The organism is Azospirillum himalayense (assembly GCF_042657465.1).
Taxonomy (GTDB): Bacteria; Pseudomonadota; Alphaproteobacteria; order Azospirillales; family Azospirillaceae; genus Azospirillum; species Azospirillum himalayense.
The window spans coordinates 173,005-190,806 of sequence record NZ_JBHSLC010000021.1 but is presented as its reverse complement, the minus strand read 5'-3'; the positions used below and the strand labels follow the sequence as shown (position 1 = coordinate 190,806).

Annotated in this window: 14 protein-coding genes; 10 read left to right on the top strand and 4 right to left on the bottom strand. The window is 68.6% G+C overall.

All coding sequences use genetic code 11. The features are described 5' to 3' along the window. Positions 1-16: 16 nt before the first annotated feature. Positions 17-2,623, bottom strand: a complete 2,607-nt coding sequence (locus tag ACFPMG_RS12765) for an ATP-binding protein (protein ID WP_376995503.1) — start codon at positions 2,621-2,623, stop codon at positions 17-19. A gap of 591 nt (positions 2,624-3,214) precedes the next feature. Here ACFPMG_RS12765 and ACFPMG_RS12760 point away from each other — a divergent pair. From ACFPMG_RS12760 to ACFPMG_RS12740, 5 genes are all read left to right on the top strand, one after another. Next, positions 3,215-4,330, top strand: coding sequence for a glycosyltransferase family 2 protein (locus tag ACFPMG_RS12760; protein WP_376995502.1), 1,116 nt, complete (start codon positions 3,215-3,217; stop codon positions 4,328-4,330). After that, positions 4,327-4,752 (top strand): GtrA family protein, encoded by a 426-nt coding sequence (locus ACFPMG_RS12755; protein ID WP_376995500.1) that lies wholly within the window; start codon positions 4,327-4,329, stop codon positions 4,750-4,752. The genes ACFPMG_RS12760 and ACFPMG_RS12755 overlap by 4 nt, the downstream gene beginning before the upstream one ends. Positions 4,753-4,940: 188 nt before the next feature. Then, a complete protein-coding gene (locus ACFPMG_RS12750) occupies positions 4,941-5,420 on the top strand; it encodes an Hsp20 family protein (protein ID WP_014239222.1) in 480 nt (159 codons plus the stop codon). Between the two features lie 59 nt (positions 5,421-5,479). Then, a complete protein-coding gene (locus tag ACFPMG_RS12745) occupies positions 5,480-5,713 on the top strand; it encodes a DUF1150 family protein (RefSeq protein ID WP_376995498.1) in 234 nt (77 codons plus the stop codon). Between the two features lie 235 nt (positions 5,714-5,948). Then, positions 5,949-7,046 (top strand): hypothetical protein, encoded by a 1,098-nt coding sequence (locus ACFPMG_RS12740; RefSeq protein ID WP_376995497.1) that lies wholly within the window; start codon positions 5,949-5,951, stop codon positions 7,044-7,046. Between the two features lie 42 nt (positions 7,047-7,088). On the opposite strand, the gene ACFPMG_RS12735 is transcribed toward ACFPMG_RS12740, so the two are convergent. Further along, entirely contained in the window at positions 7,089-7,508 is a 420-nt protein-coding gene (locus ACFPMG_RS12735; protein WP_376995495.1) for a DUF2141 domain-containing protein, read from the bottom strand. Positions 7,509-7,676: 168 nt separating this feature from the next. Between ACFPMG_RS12735 and ACFPMG_RS12730 the strand changes: the two genes are divergently transcribed. Further along, entirely contained in the window at positions 7,677-8,531 is an 855-nt protein-coding gene (locus ACFPMG_RS12730; protein WP_376995493.1) for a LytTR family DNA-binding domain-containing protein, read from the top strand. 443 nt (positions 8,532-8,974) lie between these two features. Continuing rightward, positions 8,975-10,873, top strand: coding sequence for an acyltransferase family protein (locus ACFPMG_RS12725; RefSeq protein WP_376995491.1), 1,899 nt, complete (start codon positions 8,975-8,977; stop codon positions 10,871-10,873). Positions 10,874-10,935: 62 nt separating this feature from the next. On the opposite strand, the gene acnA is transcribed toward ACFPMG_RS12725, so the two are convergent. Beyond that, positions 10,936-13,626, bottom strand: a complete 2,691-nt coding sequence (acnA, locus tag ACFPMG_RS12720) for an aconitate hydratase AcnA (RefSeq protein ID WP_376995489.1) — start codon at positions 13,624-13,626, stop codon at positions 10,936-10,938. 248 nt (positions 13,627-13,874) lie between these two features. Between acnA and ACFPMG_RS12715 the strand changes: the two genes are divergently transcribed. After that, positions 13,875-15,218, top strand: a complete 1,344-nt coding sequence (locus tag ACFPMG_RS12715; RefSeq protein ID WP_376995487.1) for an ABC transporter substrate-binding protein — start codon at positions 13,875-13,877, stop codon at positions 15,216-15,218. A gap of 7 nt (positions 15,219-15,225) precedes the next feature. Here the strand turns inward: ACFPMG_RS12715 and ACFPMG_RS12710 are convergent, their stop codons facing one another. After that, positions 15,226-16,245 carry a class I SAM-dependent methyltransferase gene (locus tag ACFPMG_RS12710; protein WP_376995486.1) on the bottom strand — a complete coding sequence of 340 codons (1,020 nt, stop codon included), beginning with the start codon at positions 16,243-16,245 and terminating at the stop codon, positions 15,226-15,228. Positions 16,246-16,576: 331 nt separating this feature from the next. Here ACFPMG_RS12710 and ACFPMG_RS12705 point away from each other — a divergent pair, with 331 nt between their 5' ends. Both ACFPMG_RS12705 and ACFPMG_RS12700 read left to right on the top strand, forming a co-directional pair. Further along, positions 16,577-17,167 (top strand): NUDIX domain-containing protein, encoded by a 591-nt coding sequence (locus ACFPMG_RS12705; protein WP_014239211.1) that lies wholly within the window; start codon positions 16,577-16,579, stop codon positions 17,165-17,167. Positions 17,168-17,178: 11 nt separating this feature from the next. Further along, the gene (locus ACFPMG_RS12700; protein WP_376995484.1) at positions 17,179-17,802 is read left to right on the top strand and encodes a 3'-5' exonuclease; all 624 of its coding nucleotides are present in this window, start codon (positions 17,179-17,181) and stop codon (positions 17,800-17,802) included.

Sequence of the window (17,802 nt, the reverse complement as noted above, 5' to 3'; positions counted from 1 at the left end):
TTGCCGCACACAGTAATTATGGCGTCCGGACGATGTCCTTCGCAAGAGACTTGGAAAGGGCTTCCGTCCGGTTTGCGGACAGGACGTCGCGCAGGGCTCCGGCGCCCTCCTCCGCCGCCTCCAGGACGCTGGCTGTCAACCCCGCCGCCTCGTCCCGCCGACCCGCACGGAACGCGGCGCAGAGCGCGCGGCAGACGGACGCCAGACGGACCAGCCCCAGACTCGCCGACGGCGCGATCAGCGCCTGCGCCGCCACATCACCGGATCCGCCGCCGGTGCGCAGGCGACTCATCCGGTCGGGGAGTTCATCGAGAAAGGCGACGGCCAGACGAACGCAGGCGTCCTCCCCCAGATCGTCGGACAATTGGCGCAACATCATCGGGTCAAGCGGCTGACGGAGCGGAGTCGGCGCCGCCATGATCCTTGGCGAAGCGCCCATTTCCACCTCGGCGAAGGAGGAGGGGATGGCCGGTTCGCCCCGGACAGCTCCGCCCACCGCGTGATCGATGGCATCCAGCAGAATGCCGCGGTCCACCGGCTTGGCAACGTGGCCGTTCATGCCGGCATCGTGGCAGCGCTGAACCTCGTCGGGCAACGCGCTGGCGCTCATCGCCAGAATCGGGATGCTTCCCACCGGCGGTGGCAGGGTTCGAATCGCCCGGGTGGCGGCGTGACCGTCCAATTCCGGCATGTGCACGTCCATCAACACGAGATCGTAGACGCTGCGCTGCACCGCCTCCACGGCCTGCTGCCCGTTCGCGACGGCGTCCACACGGTGGCCCGCCCCCAGCAGCATGGCCACGATCAGTTCCCGGTTCATCGCCAGATCCTCGGCCAAAAGGATGCGCGCCGGACGGCGACGGACCAGCAGTTCCGCCGCGCACGGGGCGCAGCCCCGGACCGGCGGATCGGATTCCGGCAGCACCAGCGACAGCCAGAAGGTGGAGCCGACGCCCGCCTGGCTCTGCACCCCGACCGTCCCGCCCATCATCTCCACCAGCCGCCGGCTGATGGCGAGGCCCAGACCCGTGCCTCCGCGCGACCGGTCGATCTGGCTGAAGCGCCGGAACAGCTGGCCCTGCCGATCAGGCGGAATGCCGATGCCGGTGTCGGTGTCGGTGACGCTGATCGTCAGATGGGGGCCGGCGGGGGTGTCGGCGATCTTCACGATGGTCAGGCCGACGCCGCCATGCTCGGTGAACTTCACCGCGTTGGCCAGCAGGTTCAGAACCACCTGCCGCAGCCGGTCGGGATCGCCGCTCAGCCAGTCCGGAACGTCCGGCGCGACGGCGGCATGCAGCGTCAGCCCCTTCGCCTCGGCCTCCAGGCGCAGCACCGCCGCGCAGTTGGCGATCAGGTCGCGGATGGCGAAGCGGGTGTCGTTCAACACCAGCCGCCCGGCCTCGATGCGGGAGAAGTCCAGCACATCCTCGATCACCGTCAGAAGCGACCGCCCGGCGTCGCGGACGAGGCGGGCATGATGGTTCTGCCGGGGCGTCAGGTCCTCGTCCAGCAGCAGACGGGCGAAGCCCAGGATGCCGTTCAGCGGCGTGCGCATCTCATGGCTCATGGTCGCCAGGAACTCGGCCTTGGCGCGGCTGGCCGCCTCGGCCTCCAGGCGGGCCTGGATCAGCGCCTGCTCGTTGCGCTTGGCCTCGGTCACGTCGGTGACGATGCCGTCCCACACGATGTCGCCGTTGTCGCGCCGGACGGCGCGGCTGGAGGCGCTGATCCAGCGGATCTCGCCGTCCGACCGAAGGATCCGGTACTCCATCTTCCAGGGTTCCAGCGTCTCGGCGGAGGCGTGGATCGAGGCGTAGAGGTTCGGGCGGTCTTCGGGATGGAGGATGCGGGTCAGTGCCCCCAGCGTCACCCGCTCCGTCGGCGGCAGGCTCATCACCTGGAAGAAGCCGGGACTGCAATAAGGAAAGCGCAGCCGGCCCTCCGCCGTCAGCACCCGCTGATAAACGCCGCCCGGCAGATTCGCCACCGTCGCGGCGAAGCGGCGCTGGCTTTCGGTGAGGGCGACCTGGAGATCGAGGCGCTCCTGCTCCTTGCGCAGGAAGGTGCCCAGCGCCAGCGTTCCGAAGAAGTTGCCGAGGCTCAGCGGCACCAGCGCGGTGTCCATCAGCCGACGCGCCAGATCGGGGGGCAGCAGCAGGAAGCTGAAGGGCGCCATCACCGTCACCAGCAGGGCCAGCGCAGTCAGGTGCCCGTTGCCGAACCGCCCGCTCCGCCGCGCCGCTGCGGCCACCAAAATGCCGATCAGGCCCGCGCCGGCCAACGAGGTGACTCCAGCCACCGCCCCCGGGCCGCCCATCCAGATGCGGAAGGCACCGGACACCGCCGCCGCCGCCGCCCCGGCCAGAGGACCGCCGAACGGGCCGGCCAGCCCGACGATGACGTTGCGCGCGTCGATGAACAGGCCCGGCGCCACCTGCACGGGATCGGCCATGCCCAGCACCGCCACCCCGCCGAACATCAGGCCCAGCAGGGCGTTGGCCAACGGCGCCGGCCAGCCGGCGGCGCGGCTGCGGATCTGCAGGAAGACGACCGCCACGACCGCGAACAGTCCAATGCTCTGCGCCAGCCCGAGCAGCAGTTCGCTGGAAACCATGTTCATCGCATCTCTCCCGCCCATCGCAACCCCCTGGCGATCCCGTTTTGCATTTTGCCTGTGTGGCGCGACGGGGATTCGCATCGTGCGATGCATTCCCGGCATACCGGTGGATGCTGCTCCGTTTCGGTCCGCCGGTTCGCTGTTTTCACGCAAGGGGCGTGCCGCTCCGGAGGAGGTCACCCGTCATAGGCAACCCGGTCGAGGCACCCCAGCCGGCATCGCCGTCCGGAGTGGCGAGGCGCTGGCGCTCCGGGACGGAAAAGGCCCGGCGTTCCGCATTGCACCATGCCCTTCGAGGCACCCCGTCCGCACCGGCAATCGTCGCAAATGCCATAGGCCTGTGACGTTCCGGGGATTTCCGCCGGCCGGGCCGGCGCGGTGGCCGCATGACCGGGTTAGTACCGAATTCCGGCGGGGCAAAAGGGCCTCCGATCCCGTTGGCGAAGCGGGATGCCGGCGGTACCGCGCCGGTGTCGCCCGAAGACTGCGCTCTCGCCCGAAGGGGACCTCCGTTGGGTTTCACGCTGTGAAATCCATCGTCGGGACGGCCATCGGATCGGGGCACGGACGGAAGGCGGTGACGGGAGAAGGTTTATGCAGCACGCCGTTGCCGGGGCCCCGCGGTTGTCCGTGGTGGTTCCCTGCTACAACGAGGCCGAGGGGATCGGCGAATTGCACCGCCGGGTGTCCGCGGCCTGCCGCGCGGAGGTCGGGGAGAGCTATGAGCTGATCCTGGTGGATGACGGATCGCGCGACGGCACCTGGGGCCGCATCGCCACTCTGGTGCGCGACGATCCGGCGGTGACGGGGGTGCGCCTGTCGCGCAACCACGGCCACCAGCTCGCCCTGACCGCCGGTCTGCATGTTTGCCGGGGCGAGCGCATCCTGATCATCGACGCCGACCTGCAGGACCCTCCGGAACTGCTGTCCACCATGATGGCCCGCATGGACGCCGGGGCCGACGTGGTCTACGGCACCCGCATGGCCCGCGACGGCGAGACCTGGTTCAAGAAGGGCACGGCGGCGCTGTTCTACCGCCTGCTCGACCGGCTGGTCGACATCGAGATCCCCAAGGACACCGGCGACTTTCGCCTGATGAGCCGCCGCGCCCTGGAGGTGCTGAACGCCATGCCGGAGCAGCACCGCTTCATCCGCGGCATGGTGAGCTGGATCGGGCTGAAGCAGGAACCGCTGCCCTACGACCGGCAGGCCCGCGCCGTCGGCGAGACCAAGTACCCGCTGGGGAAGATGATCCGCTTCGCGGTGGACGCCATCACCAGCTTCTCCATCAAGCCGCTGCGCGCCGCCTCCTACGTCGGCTTCTTCTTCGCGCTGTGCGCGCTGCTGGCGCTCGGCTACGCGCTGGTGAGCTGGTCGCAGCACGCGACGGTTCCCGGCTGGACCAGCGTGATGGTGGTATCGCTGGTGCTGGGCAGCACCCAGCTTCTGATCCTGGGCGTTCTGGGCGAGTATCTGGGGCGGCTCTACATGGAGACCAAGCAGCGGCCGCTGTTCGTGGTGGACCGCATCGCCCGCCATCCCGACGCCATGGCCGCCCAGGCCGCCGCCCAAGCCGCCGCCCGGGCCGCGGCCGCCGAAGCCGATGGGCAGGCCGTGCCGGACCCCGTCGTGGTGCATCTGGGAACCGGCATCGCCGCGGCCGCCGGAGCCTTCTCCCGCATCGAGGCCAAGAGCGGGGCCAACAGTTGAGCGGCACGGAAGGCCGAGGGCGGGCCGTTCCCTGGACGGCCATCCGCTTCGCCCTGGTCGGCCTGCTGAACACCGGGGTGGATGTCGCGCTGTTCCTGGCTCTGGTGTCGGTGGCCGGCGCGCCCGTTCTGGCCGCCAACGCCGTGGGCTACGGCGCCGGCGTGCTGTGCAGCTTCCTGCTGAACCGCAGCTGGACCTTCCGGATGCGCCGGGAGGCCGCCCCGATGGCCCGCCGCCTGCCGCTGTTCCTGGCCTTCAACCTCGTCGGGCTGGCGCTGTCCACGCTGGTGGTCGGTCTGCTGGTCCCCGCCATTCCGCCCTTGGCCGCCAAGATCGCGGCGACCGCCGTCACCTTCGCCTGGAACTACTGGTCCAGCCGGCGCTTCGTCTTCACCGCACCGGCCGCCAATCCCCTCGTCTGACTCCGAGCCGCCGGTTGCCCTGCCGAAGAGTCTGGGCGCTTTGCCGCAACGGCGAACCTTGACCGCCGGGCGGCCTACCCCAATCTATGACGAAGCGGCGCCGATCCTCCCCTTTCGGGCCGCCAGCCAGCCGGGCGCCGGAAACGGGCCCAATGTGCAACTCGCTCGCCTCTCGAGGAGGATGCGCCGTGACGACACGTCTTTCGCTCTTCAACAGTCCGCTGCTCCTGGGTTTCGACCAGTTCGAGCGCACGCTGGACCGCATCGCCAAGAATTCCGCGGAAGGCTATCCGCCCTACAACATCGAACAGATCGGGGACGAAGGCCTGCGCATCACGCTGGCCGTGGCCGGCTTCACCTCCGAGGATCTGTCCGTTCAGATCGAGGACAACCAGCTCGTCATCCGCGGCCGCCAGACCGACGACCGCTCGCGCATCTACCTGCACCGCGGCATCGCCGCCCGGCAGTTCCAGCGCAGCTTCGTGCTGGCGGAGGGGATCGAGGTGGTCGGCGCCTCGCTCGACAACGGCCTGCTCAACATCGACCTGAAACGGCCCCTGCCGGAACCGAAGGTCCGCACCATCAAGATCGAGCAGCCCGCCCAGGCCGCCAGCGGCACCGCCGGACCGCAGACCATCGACGTCGCGCCCGACCGCGGCGACGCCTGACCGGTTCCGGCAACCTGCCGCCTTCACCTCCTCGACCGATTCGTCCAAAGGACTGCGTCATGAACAGCTTCGACATCGACAAGGCCGCGGCCTACCTGCGCCAACTGTCGCCTCAGGACTTCGCCAGCTTCGGGCTGGACCATGTGGCCTATGTCCGGCCGGTGACCGTCGACGACGCCCCGGCCTTCTCCGTCCACGCCGCCGACGGCACGCCGCTGACGGTGCTGGCCGAGCGTGACGTGGCCTTCGCCACCGTCCGCCAGAACGACATGGAGCCGCTGAGCGTCCATTGACGGCCGGGGCGTCCTGCTGACGACGCCCGGAGGTTTCACCGAAACCTCCCCGGAGGTTGCGAAAGGGCCGGTCCGCCGCGGACCGGCCCTTTTCGTTTCTGTACGTCCGGTGCTATGACATTGCTCCGGGACGCCCCCTTCAACCCTTGCCTGCCCCCCTCAACCCGCTATCCTTGTGGGGGACCTCGAAAGTGGACGAGCGGGCGGATGGGCGCCGGCTTGCGGGGAGATGGCATTGAGCGACGGGGCAGACACCAGCGAGGCTGTGGCCGAGGGTGCGGGGGACAAGCCGGCACGTCCCCAGGGCGGAGGCCGGCGCAGGCAGTGGGAGGACGAGGCCCGCGACGCGCTGCACATCATGCCGCTGTCGGCCATTCCGCTGGAAACGCCGGGTCTTCAGCACGCCCGGCTGATCAAGAACGTGCGGTTGCAGACCGTCGTCGAGATGTTCCACGACGTCCAGACCGGCAGCGGGCAGGTCTCGCCCCGCCACCTCACCGCCTATTTCGAATCCTACAAGGAGGAGGTGGAGCGCGACCTCGTCAAGATCGAGAAGATCGCCGCCGCCTCCAGCTTCGACGTCTACACCTCCCGCATCGAACTGCGCCGGATGAACATCGACGTCAACAGCGTCGAGTCGCTGACCCTGTCCGACCGCAAGAAGGAGGAGCTGACCAACTACATGCGCGTCTTCACGCGCCCGCTGGTCGAGTATGTCTACGGGTCCGAGGACATGCAGGTCCAGGACGTGAAGGACATCATCGGCATGTTCTCCAACCCCAACCGGGACGAGGCGTTGCGCAACCTGCGCATGATGGCCGACCGGCTGGACATCGAACTGGGGGAGATCCCGCAGTTCCTCGAGGAGTACGGCGACATCTTCCTGTCGCTGGCCTATTTCAAGAAATGCCTGGACGACATCGTCCCGGAGATCCAGCGCTTCCTTTCCTGGATGGCCGAAATCCGCAGCTCCACCGAGGTCAAGCGCGACGCCCGGCAGATGCGCATGCTCGACGAGATCAGCCGCGACCTGACCGACATCTCGACCTCGATCACCGGGCGGTTCGAGAGCTTCGACAACCGGTCCAAGGACTTCTGGCGCGACATCAACGCCGAGACCTTCCATTCCATCCGCGAGCTGATCGCCTCCCACCACGTCACCATCGGCGGCGTGCTGTGCGGTCTGGCGGTGAAGATGGACCTGTGGAAGGCCCGCTTCGCCCGCGGCGGCGGCGGCCCCAACCGGCGCATGGAGTTCGTCAAGTCGGAGATCCTGCCCGGCCTGTCCCACATCAAGTCGCTGGAACAGTCCGCCCGCTCCGCCAGCGCGTGAGGAGCCCTCCGCGGCGCGGCTCCGGTTGCCCGGAACGGCGGCTCACTCCGTCAGCGGCACCCTGGTGGTCGCCGTCCCCCCGTCCGGCACCGCCAGGGCGAAGGCATCGAAGGCCGGCGGGCCGAAGGCGCTGCCCGCCGCCCCGCCGCTGAAGCCGTAGGGCTCGCGCGGCATGCCCAGCAGATTGGTGGTGAGCACCGAGTCGCCGTTTCGATCCTGGAACACCGCGACTCCGTAGCGCCCCGCCGGCAGCCCGGCGAAAACCGCCGTCACCTCCGTCCCCGACGCCTCCAGGATTTGCCCGGCAAAACGCCGCTCCGCTTTGTAGGCATCGGTGCCGTCATACAGCGCGACCCACAGCTTGCCCTGTTGGGGCTTGACGTTGCCGATGGTTGCGCGAAGCTCCCCCGCACCGGCCCCCGCCACGGCGAGGGTCAGCGTCATCGCGCCGACCAACCCCATTCCAATCCGACATGCGGCTCCCATTTCCTGTCCCTTTCCTTCACCGTGGGCGAACCGTCGCCTTTCCGATCCGGTGCCTTCCATGCCCGAACCGGCGGGCGGTGAGCCACCGCCGTTGCGGGATCGGCGGGACGCGCCTTCGCGAAACGTCTCGGCCGTCGCTTCACGATGCGTGAAACGACGGAGTTTCCCGCGGCGGGACAGCCCCACACGCCCTACCGGCGCCGGCTGCTGGGCCGGCGCCTGCCCGTGCTGCTGACCGCCGCGCTGGTGCTGACCCTGCTGGGTCCGTTCGGCACCTTCGCGGATCTGACGCTGGCGCAGCGGCTGGCTTATTGGTGCGGGCTGATCGGGCTGGGCGGTCTCGCCTTCGAGCTTCTGACCCTGGCCGCCGGCCGTCTGCTGCGGGAACGGATTGGGGCGTGGCGCGCCATGCTGGCCGGGGTGATCCTGGCGGTGGCGGCACTGATGACGCTGACCGTCGCGCTGCTTGAAAAGTGGCTGCGCGGGATGGATTTTCTGCGCCCACTGGGATTGGCGGAGCTGTTCGTCTACGTCGTCCTCGTCACCCTGCTGGTGTCCGCCATTCCGGTCTGGCTGGAGCTGCGCGACCGTGGGCTTCTCGCCGCCCCCACGCCGCCGCCATGCCCGCCCGTCCCGGACAACGCGGCGGCAACCCCGGCGGAGCGGCCGGAGCCCACGTTCCTCACCCGCCTGCCCGCGCGGCTCGGCCGGAACCTTCTGGCGCTGGAGATGGAGGACCATTACGTCCGTGCCCACACGGCGGAAGGCAGCGACCTGATCCTGATGCGGCTGCGCGACGCCATCGCGGAACTGGCCGGGCTGGAGGGAATGCAGGTCCACCGCTCCCATTGGGTCGCCGCCGCGGCCGTCGCCGGGGTGGAGCGCAAGCCGGACGGCAAGCTGGTGCTGGTCCTGCGCAACGGCCTGCGCGTGCCGGTCAGCCGCAGTTACGCGGCGGCGGTTCGCGAGGCGGGCTGGACGGAGAAAACGGGATCTTAACCAGAGACCTTACGACACACACGAAGACATTGTGAAAACCCGAACAGGCGCAGACACCCTACGCAATAAAGGGTGCTTTCTCTATCACCAATGGTCAGACACTACCGTTGAATTCTTGTTAGATCACTCAAAGTGCCGACACCCTAAGGCTTTCATTCAATAATTCACTTCAGCACTCCGCCACGATGCCATACCATCGAAATCACAGGCATTTTCCTATCAAGGGCATCGAAAACAATAAAGCAATCCAGGCGACAGAAATGCCAACCTTACGCCTATACCGCGACGTCTTTTGACATCATTGAATTTTCAGGGAGCGCTCACACCGCTTCCCCTCGCGTAGCCGGGCACTCCCCTACTCCCTCGTCGCTCGCCTCCCGCCGCTGAACCGGGTTCGGGACCGCCGACCCGCGTCTCCGTTCCACCCAAACCTTGCGGGTCCCATGACGTACCGCCCCGACATCGACGGCCTTCGCGCGGTATCGATCCTTTCGGTTCTTCTGTTCCACGCGAAGTTTTCCCTGTTCAGCGGCGGATACATCGGCGTCGATGTGTTCTTCGTGATTTCCGGCTACCTCATCGGCTCGATCGTTCTGAACGACGCGCAGCGCGGCACCTTTTCCCTCGCCGACTTCTATGTCCGCCGCATCCGTCGAATCCTTCCCGCCCTGTTCGCGGCGCTGGCGGTCACCGCGGTGCTCGCCCTGTTCCTGCTGTCGCCCCAGGAGTTGAAGAGCTTTTCCCAGAACCTCGCGGCGACCACGCTGTTCTCGTCCAACATCGTCTATTATCTGAAGTCCGGTTACTTCGAGAACGCGGCGGAGATGAATCCGCTTCTCCACACCTGGTCGCTGGGGGTGGAGCAGCAATTCTACATCGTCTTTCCCCTCGCCGTGCTGGCCCTGCTCCCGTACGGGCGTCGGGTGTGGATCGCCGTGCTGGCGGCGGCGGCGGCGGCGTCCTTCGCCTTGGGCGTGTCGCTGGTCCGGGATCATCCGGTGGCGGCCTTCTACCTGCTGCCGCCCCGGCTGTGGGAACTGGTGCTGGGCGCCCTTCTCGCCTTCGGCGCCGTACCGGACATCCGCGGCCGCGGGGTGCGGGAACTGGCCTGCGCGCTCGGCGCCGCCCTGATCCTCGCAAGCGTGTTCGCCTTGACGGAGGCGACGGCCTTTCCGGGCTACGCCGCGTTGCTGCCCTGCCTGGGGGCGGCGCTGATCATCCATGCGGGGCGGAGCGGTCCGACGGTGGTCGGGAGGGTGCTGACGCTGCGCCCCATGGTCTTCATCGGCCTGATCTCCTACTCCATGTACATCTGGCATTGGCCGCTGATGGTCTTCGCGCGGTTCTACAAGGGGCGGGACCTGTCCACCAAGGAAACGCTGATCCTTCTCGCGGCCATCGCCGCGGTGTCCGTGCTGTCCTGGCGGCTGATCGAGGTGCCCTTCCGCAAGCCCAGGGCAGCGTCGGGCCGCCGACCGTCCATGGTCTTCGCCCGGACCGGCTGGGCCATGGCGGGGCTGGCGGGGGTCGGGCTGATCGGCCATCTGACCAACGGGCTGCCGCAGCGCTTCTCCGACTACGCGCCGCAGGACATCTCAGGACGGGAACTCTACAAGGAACACACCTGCTTCCTCGAAACCGACCAGCCGCCCGAGGCGTGGCCGGGCCTGGAGAGTTGCCGGATCGGTTCCCTGAAGGCGGACGCGCCCACCGCCCTGCTCTGGGGGGATTCCTTCGCCGCCCATTACGTACCAGGGCTTCAGAACGTCGCCGACACCCTGCCCTTCAACATCGTCCAGTACACGGCGTCCGGCTGTCCGCCCATCAAGGACCTGTCGGTCAACGCCCGCCCGAATTGCCAGGAGTTCAACAGCCGCGTCGAGGAGATCATCGACCGCAACGGCATCCGCATCGTCATCATGGCGGCGCGGTGGGAATGGTACATGGACACCAACGCCCTCGATCTCCGCCGCCTGCACGAGACCGTGGAGACCCTGCTGAACCGGGGCATCCGCATCGTCGTGCTGGGGCAGAGCCCGGTGTTCCGCTTCCGCAACCCCTACGACCACACCTATTTCATGAAGTCGGAACGGGCCTATTCGATCACCGGCCAAGCCGCCGACCAGCCGGTCATCACCGCGACGCGGGGCGCGCAGTTCGTCGACACCTCCGACTATTTCTGCGACCCCGACCCTTGCAAGGCCCTTCCGCTCTGCCGGATCAAGGACGACCAGGGCTTCTACTTCCTGGACCAGGGCCATTTCTCGGCCCATGGCAGCATCCTGCTCGTGCAGAGCATCCAGGAGGTTCTGCGCGCCCCCGACCCGTCCTATGGAGAGTGAGGCCCGGCCCGGGGCGCCGCGCAGCGGGAAGGCGGTGCCGCCCCCCGCCGCGCCGGCTTCCGTCACTTCGCCAGGTTGCGCAGGACGAAGTTCAGCACGCCGCCGTTCCGGTAATACTCGACCTCGTCCACCGTATCGATACGCAGCAGCAGCGGCACCTGCCGGGTCTGCCCGTCGGCGCGGGTGATGGTCATCGTCACGTCCTTGCGCGGGCGCAGGTCCTGCTCGATGCCGTCGATGTCGAAGGTCTCCGTGCCGTCGAGCGCCAGATCGTTGCGGGTCAGCCCGTCCTTGAACTGGAGCGGCAGGATGCCCATGCCGACGAGGTTGGAGCGGTGGATGCGCTCGAAGCTCTCGGCGATCACCGCGCGGATGCCCAGCAGCTTGGTGCCCTTGGCCGCCCAGTCGCGGCTGGAGCCGGTGCCGTACTCCTTGCCGGCGATGACCACCAGCGGCACGCCCTCCTGGGCGTAGCGCATCGCCGCGGTGTAGATCGGCAACTGCTCGCCCGAAGGATAGTGCCGGGTCTCGCCGCCCTCCACGCCCGCCAGCATCTCGTTGCGGATGCGGATGTTGGCGAAGGTGCCGCGCATCATCACCTCGTGGTTGCCGCGCCGCGCCCCGTAGGAGTTGAAGTCCTGCGGGCGCACCTGATGGCTCAGCAGATACTCGCCGGCCGGGCTGGTCTTCTTGATCGAGCCGGCGGGGGAGATGTGGTCGGTGGTGATGCTGTCGCCGAGCACGGCCAGCGCGCGGGCGCCGCGCACGTCGCTCACCGCCTCGGGGGTCTTCGGCATGTCGGCGAAGAAGGGCGGCAGCTTCACGTAGGTGCTGCCCGCCTGCCACTCGTAGGTCTGGCCTTCGGCGGTCCGGATGCCGCGCCACTGCTCCGGCCCCTCGAACACGTTGCCGTAGCGGCTGCGGAACATCTCCGCCGACAGCGAGGCGTCGATGGCGTCCTGGACCTCCTGGTTGGTCGGCCAGATGTCCTTCAGATAGACGGGCTGGCCGTCATGGCCGGTGCCGATGGGGTCCTTGGCCAAGTCGATCTTCATGTTGCCGGCCAGCGCGTAGGCGACGCACAGCGGCGGCGAGGCCAGATAATTCGCCCGCGTGTGCGGGTTCACCCGGCCTTCGAAATTGCGGTTGCCCGACAGCACGGCGGCGACCACGAGGTTGCCCTCCTCCACCGCCGCGGCGATGGGGTCGGGCAGCGGGCCGCTGTTGCCGATGCAGGTGGTGCAGCCGTAGCCGACGATGTTGAAGCCGAGCTGGTCGAGGTAGGGCTGGAGCCCGGCCTTGGCCAGATAGTCGGTGACCACCTGCGAGCCCGGGGCCAGCGAGGTCTTGACCCAGGGCTTGGACTTCAGCCCCTTCTCCACCGCCTTGCGGGCGAGCAGGCCGGCGGCCACCAGCACCGCCGGGTTGGAGGTGTTGGTGCAGGAGGTGATGGCGGCGATCACCACCGCCCCCTGGTCGAGATTGTAGCCGCATCCCTTCACCGGAACGGAGCGGTCGGCGTCCTCCGCCTTGAAGGCGCCGACCAGATCGGTGCCGAAGCTCTGCGCCGCCTGGGACAGCGGCACGCGGTCCTGCGGGCGCTTCGGGCCGGCCAGCGACGGCTCGACCGTCGTCATGTCCAGCTCCAGCGCGTCGGTGAAGACGGGGTCCGGCGTGCCGGCGTCGCGCCACATGCCCTGGGCGTGGGCGTAGGCCTCGACCATCGCCACGCGGTCGGCGTCGCGGCCGGTGAAGGTCAGGTAGCGGATGGTCTCCGCGTCGATCGGGAAGATGCCGCAGGTGGCGCCGTATTCCGGGGCCATGTTGCCGATGGTGGCGCGGTCGGCCAGCGTCAGGTGATCCAGACCCGGCCCGTAGAACTCCACGAATTTGCCGACCACGCCCTTCTTGCGCAGCATCTGGGTGACGGTCAGCACGAGGTCGGTGGCCGTCGTGCCCTCCTTCAGCCGCCCGGTCAGCTTGAAGCCGACGACCTCGGGGATCAGCATGGAGATCGGCTGGCCGAGCATGGCCGCCTCCGCCTCGATGCCGCCGACGCCCCAGCCGAGCACGCCCAGCCCGTTCACCATGGTGGTGTGGCTGTCGGTGCCGACCAGCGTGTCGGGATAGGCGACGAGCTTGCCCGCCGGGTCGGTGTCGGTCCACACGCCCTGCGCCAGATACTCGACGTTCACCTGGTGACAGATGCCGGTGCCCGGCGGCACGACGCGGAAATTGTCGAAGGCCTTCTGGCCCCAGCGCAGGAAGGCGTAGCGCTCCAGGTTGCGCTCGAACTCCAGCTCGACGTTCTTCTCGAAGGCGGAGGGGTTGCCGAAGTAATCGACCATCACCGAGTGGTCGATGACCAGATCGACCGGCACCAGCGGGTTGATCTTCTTGGGATCGCCGCCCAGCGCGGCCATCGCCTCGCGCATCGCCGCCAGATCGCAGACCGCCGGCACGCCGGTGAAGTCCTGCATCAGCACGCGCGCCGGGCGGTAGGCGATCTCACGGTCGGACCGCTTGTCGTGCAGCCACTGGGCCACCGCCTTGACGTCGTCGGTGGACACGGTGCGCCCATCCTCGAAGCGCAGGAGATTCTCCAGCAGCACCTTCATCGAATAGGGCAGCCGGGAGAGGTCGCCCAGTCCGGCGTCCTCCGCGGCCTTGATGCTGAAATAATCGTAGCTCTTGCCCCCGACGGACAGGGAGCGGCGGGTTTTCAGCGAGTCCTGACCGGTGAACGTCGTCACGGTACCCCTCCTTCGCGTTATTGGCGGACCGGCCGGGCGGCGGCCGTGGTTTCCGCATGTCTCAACCGCCTGATTTAGTGCCGGTCCCGCCCCCCTTCAAACGGCACCTTGCAAAGGGCAGGCAAGCGGAAGCGTGGGGGCTGCGCTCTCTTCGTGCGAAGAGGGGCCGGTCCGTACTAGAATCCCGCGCAACGAAAACCACGCGGACGGGCGCAACGGCCCGGCGCGCGACGGGTGGAGGAAACGGAATGGCATGGCGCGCCCCAGCTTTGGCGGCGGTGGCCCTGGCAGCGGTGGTGCTGTGCGCCCCGGTCGCGGCCGCCCCGGAGCCGCCGCAAGGGGCGCAATTCTTCCCGCACCTCGTCTACCGCAGCGGCCCCTACGCGCCCTACGGCATCCCGCTGGCCGACGGGGTCGCCGATTATCTGACGCTGGTCAACCGGCGCGACGGCGGCATCGGCGGCGTGCCCATCGCCTGGGAGGAGTGCGACACCGGCTACAACACCGACCGCGGGGTGGACTGCTACGAGCGGCTGAAAGCCAAGGGGCCGACCGGCGCCGCCGCCGTGCTGCCGCTGTCCACCGGCATCACCTACGCCCTGATCGAGCGCGGGGCCGCCGACCGCATCCCGGTCTTCTCCTCCGGCTACGGGCGGGCGGACGTGTCGGACGGGCGGGTCTTCCCCTACGCGGTCAACGCCCCAGCCAGCTATTGGACGGGCATCGACGCCGTGATCAGCCACATCGCTACGGAGCTGGGCGCCACGGAGCTGGGCGGGACGGAGCGGCTGCGCGGGCGGAAGATCGCCTACGTCTACCACGACAGCGCCTTCGGCAAGGAGCCGTTGCCCATGCTGGAGGCGCTGCGCGGCCCGCTGGGCTTCGAGATGCGCAGCTTCCCCGTCGCCCCGCCGGGGCTGGACCAGCGCGCTGTCTGGACGCAGATCGCCCGCCATTACCGGCCCGATTACGTGATCCTGTGGGGCTGGGGCGTGCAGAACTCCACCGCCCTGCGCGAGGCCGCCGCCGCCGGCTATCCCGCCGACCGCATGATCGGCGTCTGGTGGGCCGGGTCGGAGCTGGACGTCCGGCCGGTCGGCGCTGCGGCGGTCGGCTACAAGGCGGTCGCCTTCCACGCCGCCGGGGCGGACCTGCCGGTGATCCGCGCGATCCGCGAGCGGGTTCACGCTCATGGGCTGGGGGCCGGTGATCCCGGCCAGATCGGCACGGTGCTCTACAACCGCGGGGTCTTCAACGCCGCCGTCCTGGTCGAGGCCATCCGCACCGCGCAGGGCAAATACGGGCGCCGGCCGCTGACCGGAGCACAGGTGGCCTGGGGCTTCGATCATCTGGACCTGACCGCCGAGCGGCTCGCCGAACTGGGGCTGGACGGCTTCATGCAGCCGCTGCGCATCACCTGCGCCGACCATGAGGGAATCGTGCCGCTGCATGTGCAGCAGTGGGACGGGGAGCGCTGGCTGGACGTCTCCGGCCCCATCGAGCCGCGCCGCGCCCTGATCCGCAAGCTGGTGACGGAGTCGGCCCGGCGCTTCGCCGCGGAGCGCAAGATCGAGCCGCGCGTCTGCGATTAGGAAATCGTCAGGTCGGGCGCATCGCCACGTAGCGGCAGAAGCGCAGACCGCTGCCCAGCACGCGCAGGCGCGACCACCACAGCGCCAACTCGCGGGCCAGCGCCTTCAGCACGCGGGGCTCGGGGGCGGCGGTCTTCAACGCCTCGCCCAGCCGGCGCACCCGCTCCACGGCCTGACGGCGGTGGAACTGGGTCAGGTCCTCGGAAATGCGCAGGTCGAGGTTGCGCTGGGTCAGTTCGTCGGCCATGCGGGTGGCCGACCAGGGATAAACCTCCAGCGGTTCGGAGTCGCGCCAGCCGTTCCAGCTTTCCCAGGAGGACGGGGTGCCCTCGATCACATAGTCGAACAGCAGCACGCCGCCCTTCGGCTTCACGCAGTCGCAGACGCGGTCGAGGAAGTTCTCCTTGTCGCGCACCCGGTGCATCACCCGGTCGGCCAGCACGAGGTCGAAGGAGCCCGCCTGGTTGAAATGCTCCGGGTCGTAATGGCCGATCGGTGCCTTCTTCGACACGCCCAACGCCTTGGAACGCTCCATCCCCAGCTTGGCCAGCAAGGGCGACATCTCCAGCCCGGTCACCCAGGTGTCGTAGCTGTTGACGATGCCGCGCGCCGGCCCACCCAGCCCCGCCGACAGGTCGAGCACGCTCTTGGCCGGGTTCAGCCCGAAGGAGCGGACGGATTCGACCATCCATTGCGAGTCGCCGGGACCGACGCAGTCCTGGCCCCACAGCATCTGCGCCCCCTCCGTGCGGGCGACCGACCAGACCGGTTCGCCCTGGCGGTCGAGCTGCAGGTTCTCCAGCCGCTCCAGCTCGGCATCGGGCCGCGCCGCCTCGGGCGGCAGGGCGCCGGCCGGCGCGGCGGACCCCAGCGCCGCCACCGGACCGCGCAGCGGCAGGCGGGAGGCGGGGGCGGTGCGGGCCAGACGGGACAGCGCGGCGAGGTCGTAGCCTTCCCACCAGGCGACGAATTTCGTCCGCCAGTCGGGATTGCGCCAGCGCTCCCTATCCTGAAAATTGTGCCGCATCCGGCGCTGCGTTTCCAAAATTGCTGCCCCACGAAGGACGGCCACCGCCGGCATCAACGGATACCGCACAATATAGAGGTAGACCTCAACAGTCGGGGAGTCAAGTAACCAGCACGAACAGTCGGAGAGGACTTGCCTGAACTGCCGCGAAAATTTTATCTAACTGTGAAATATTTCCGCAACACCCACGGCTTGCGGTCCCGAAGGCGACGCGCGGCACGGTGGCGGAAGCGCGCCGCGTTGCAGCATCCAGGCGCAATGCCTATAGTTCCGCACCAGCACCCTGCAGCCTGTCCCCACACCGCCCCCACACCGCTTGAGGAGCACCGGCGTGCCGCACAAGACCGGCAACCCCTGGACCGTCCTGACGACCAAGCCGATCTACGAGAATCCGTGGATGCGCGTGGTGGAGCACGACGTGCTGACCCCGCTCGGCAACCCCGGCATCTACGGCGTCATGCACGCCCAGAATCTGGCGACCGGTGTGGTTCCCATCGACGACCAGGGCCGCGTCACTCTGGTCGGCCAGTACCGCTTCCCCTTGGAGCAGTACAGCTGGGAGATCCCGGAGGGCGGCGGCAAGAAGGGCGTCGAACCGGTGGAGTCGGCCAAGCGCGAACTGCTGGAGGAAACCGGCCAGACCGCCCGCCACTGGCTGCCGATCCTGACCATGCACCTGTCCAACAGCATCACCGACGAGACCGCCCATTGCTTTCTCGCCTGGGGGATCGAGCAGGGGCAGGCCGAACCGGAGGAGACGGAGGTCCTGCAGCTGCGCCACGTCCCCTTCGCGGAGGCCTACGCCATGGTCAAGCGCGGGGAGATCACCGACGCCATCGCGGTGGCCTGCCTGCTGCGAGTCCGCCTGATGGCGCTCGACGGCGACCTGCCCGAGGACGTCACCCGCCTGATCCTGGGTTGAGGAAGGACGTCATGCAGGCTGTCGCCATCGACTTCGAAACCGCCAACGAATCGCGGACCAGTGCCTGCTCCATCGGCGTCGCCTGGATCGAGGACGGGCGCGTGGTGGAGACGGAGGAGCATCTGATCCGCCCGCGGGAGATGCGCTTCAACCCCTTCAACACCGCCGTCCACGGCCTGCGGGCGGAGGATGTCGCCGGTGCGCCGGAGTTCCCGGAGGTCTGGCACCGTTTCGCCCGGCGGCTGGAGGGCCGGCTGGTTCTGGCCCACAACGCCTCCTTCGACATCAGCGTGCTGCGCCACACGCTGGACGATTACGGGCTGGTCTGGCCCGCCTGCAGCTACCTCTGCACGGTGGTGCTGGCGCGCAAGGCGTGGCCGCAGCTGGCCGCGCACAAGCTGAATTATTTGGCCGACCATCTGGGCATCGCGCTCGACCACCACCGCGCCGGCAGCGACGCCGAGGCCTGCGGGCGCATCGCGCTCGCCGCAACCCGCGTCCTGGGGCTGGAGCGGCTGGCCGACATCGCCGCGGCCACCGGCATCACGTTCGGGCAGCTGGCGCCGGGCGGCTACAGCCCCTGCAAGGGCGGCAACCCGCCGCCCCGGCGGCGGCGTCTGATGCCGGTGATCTGA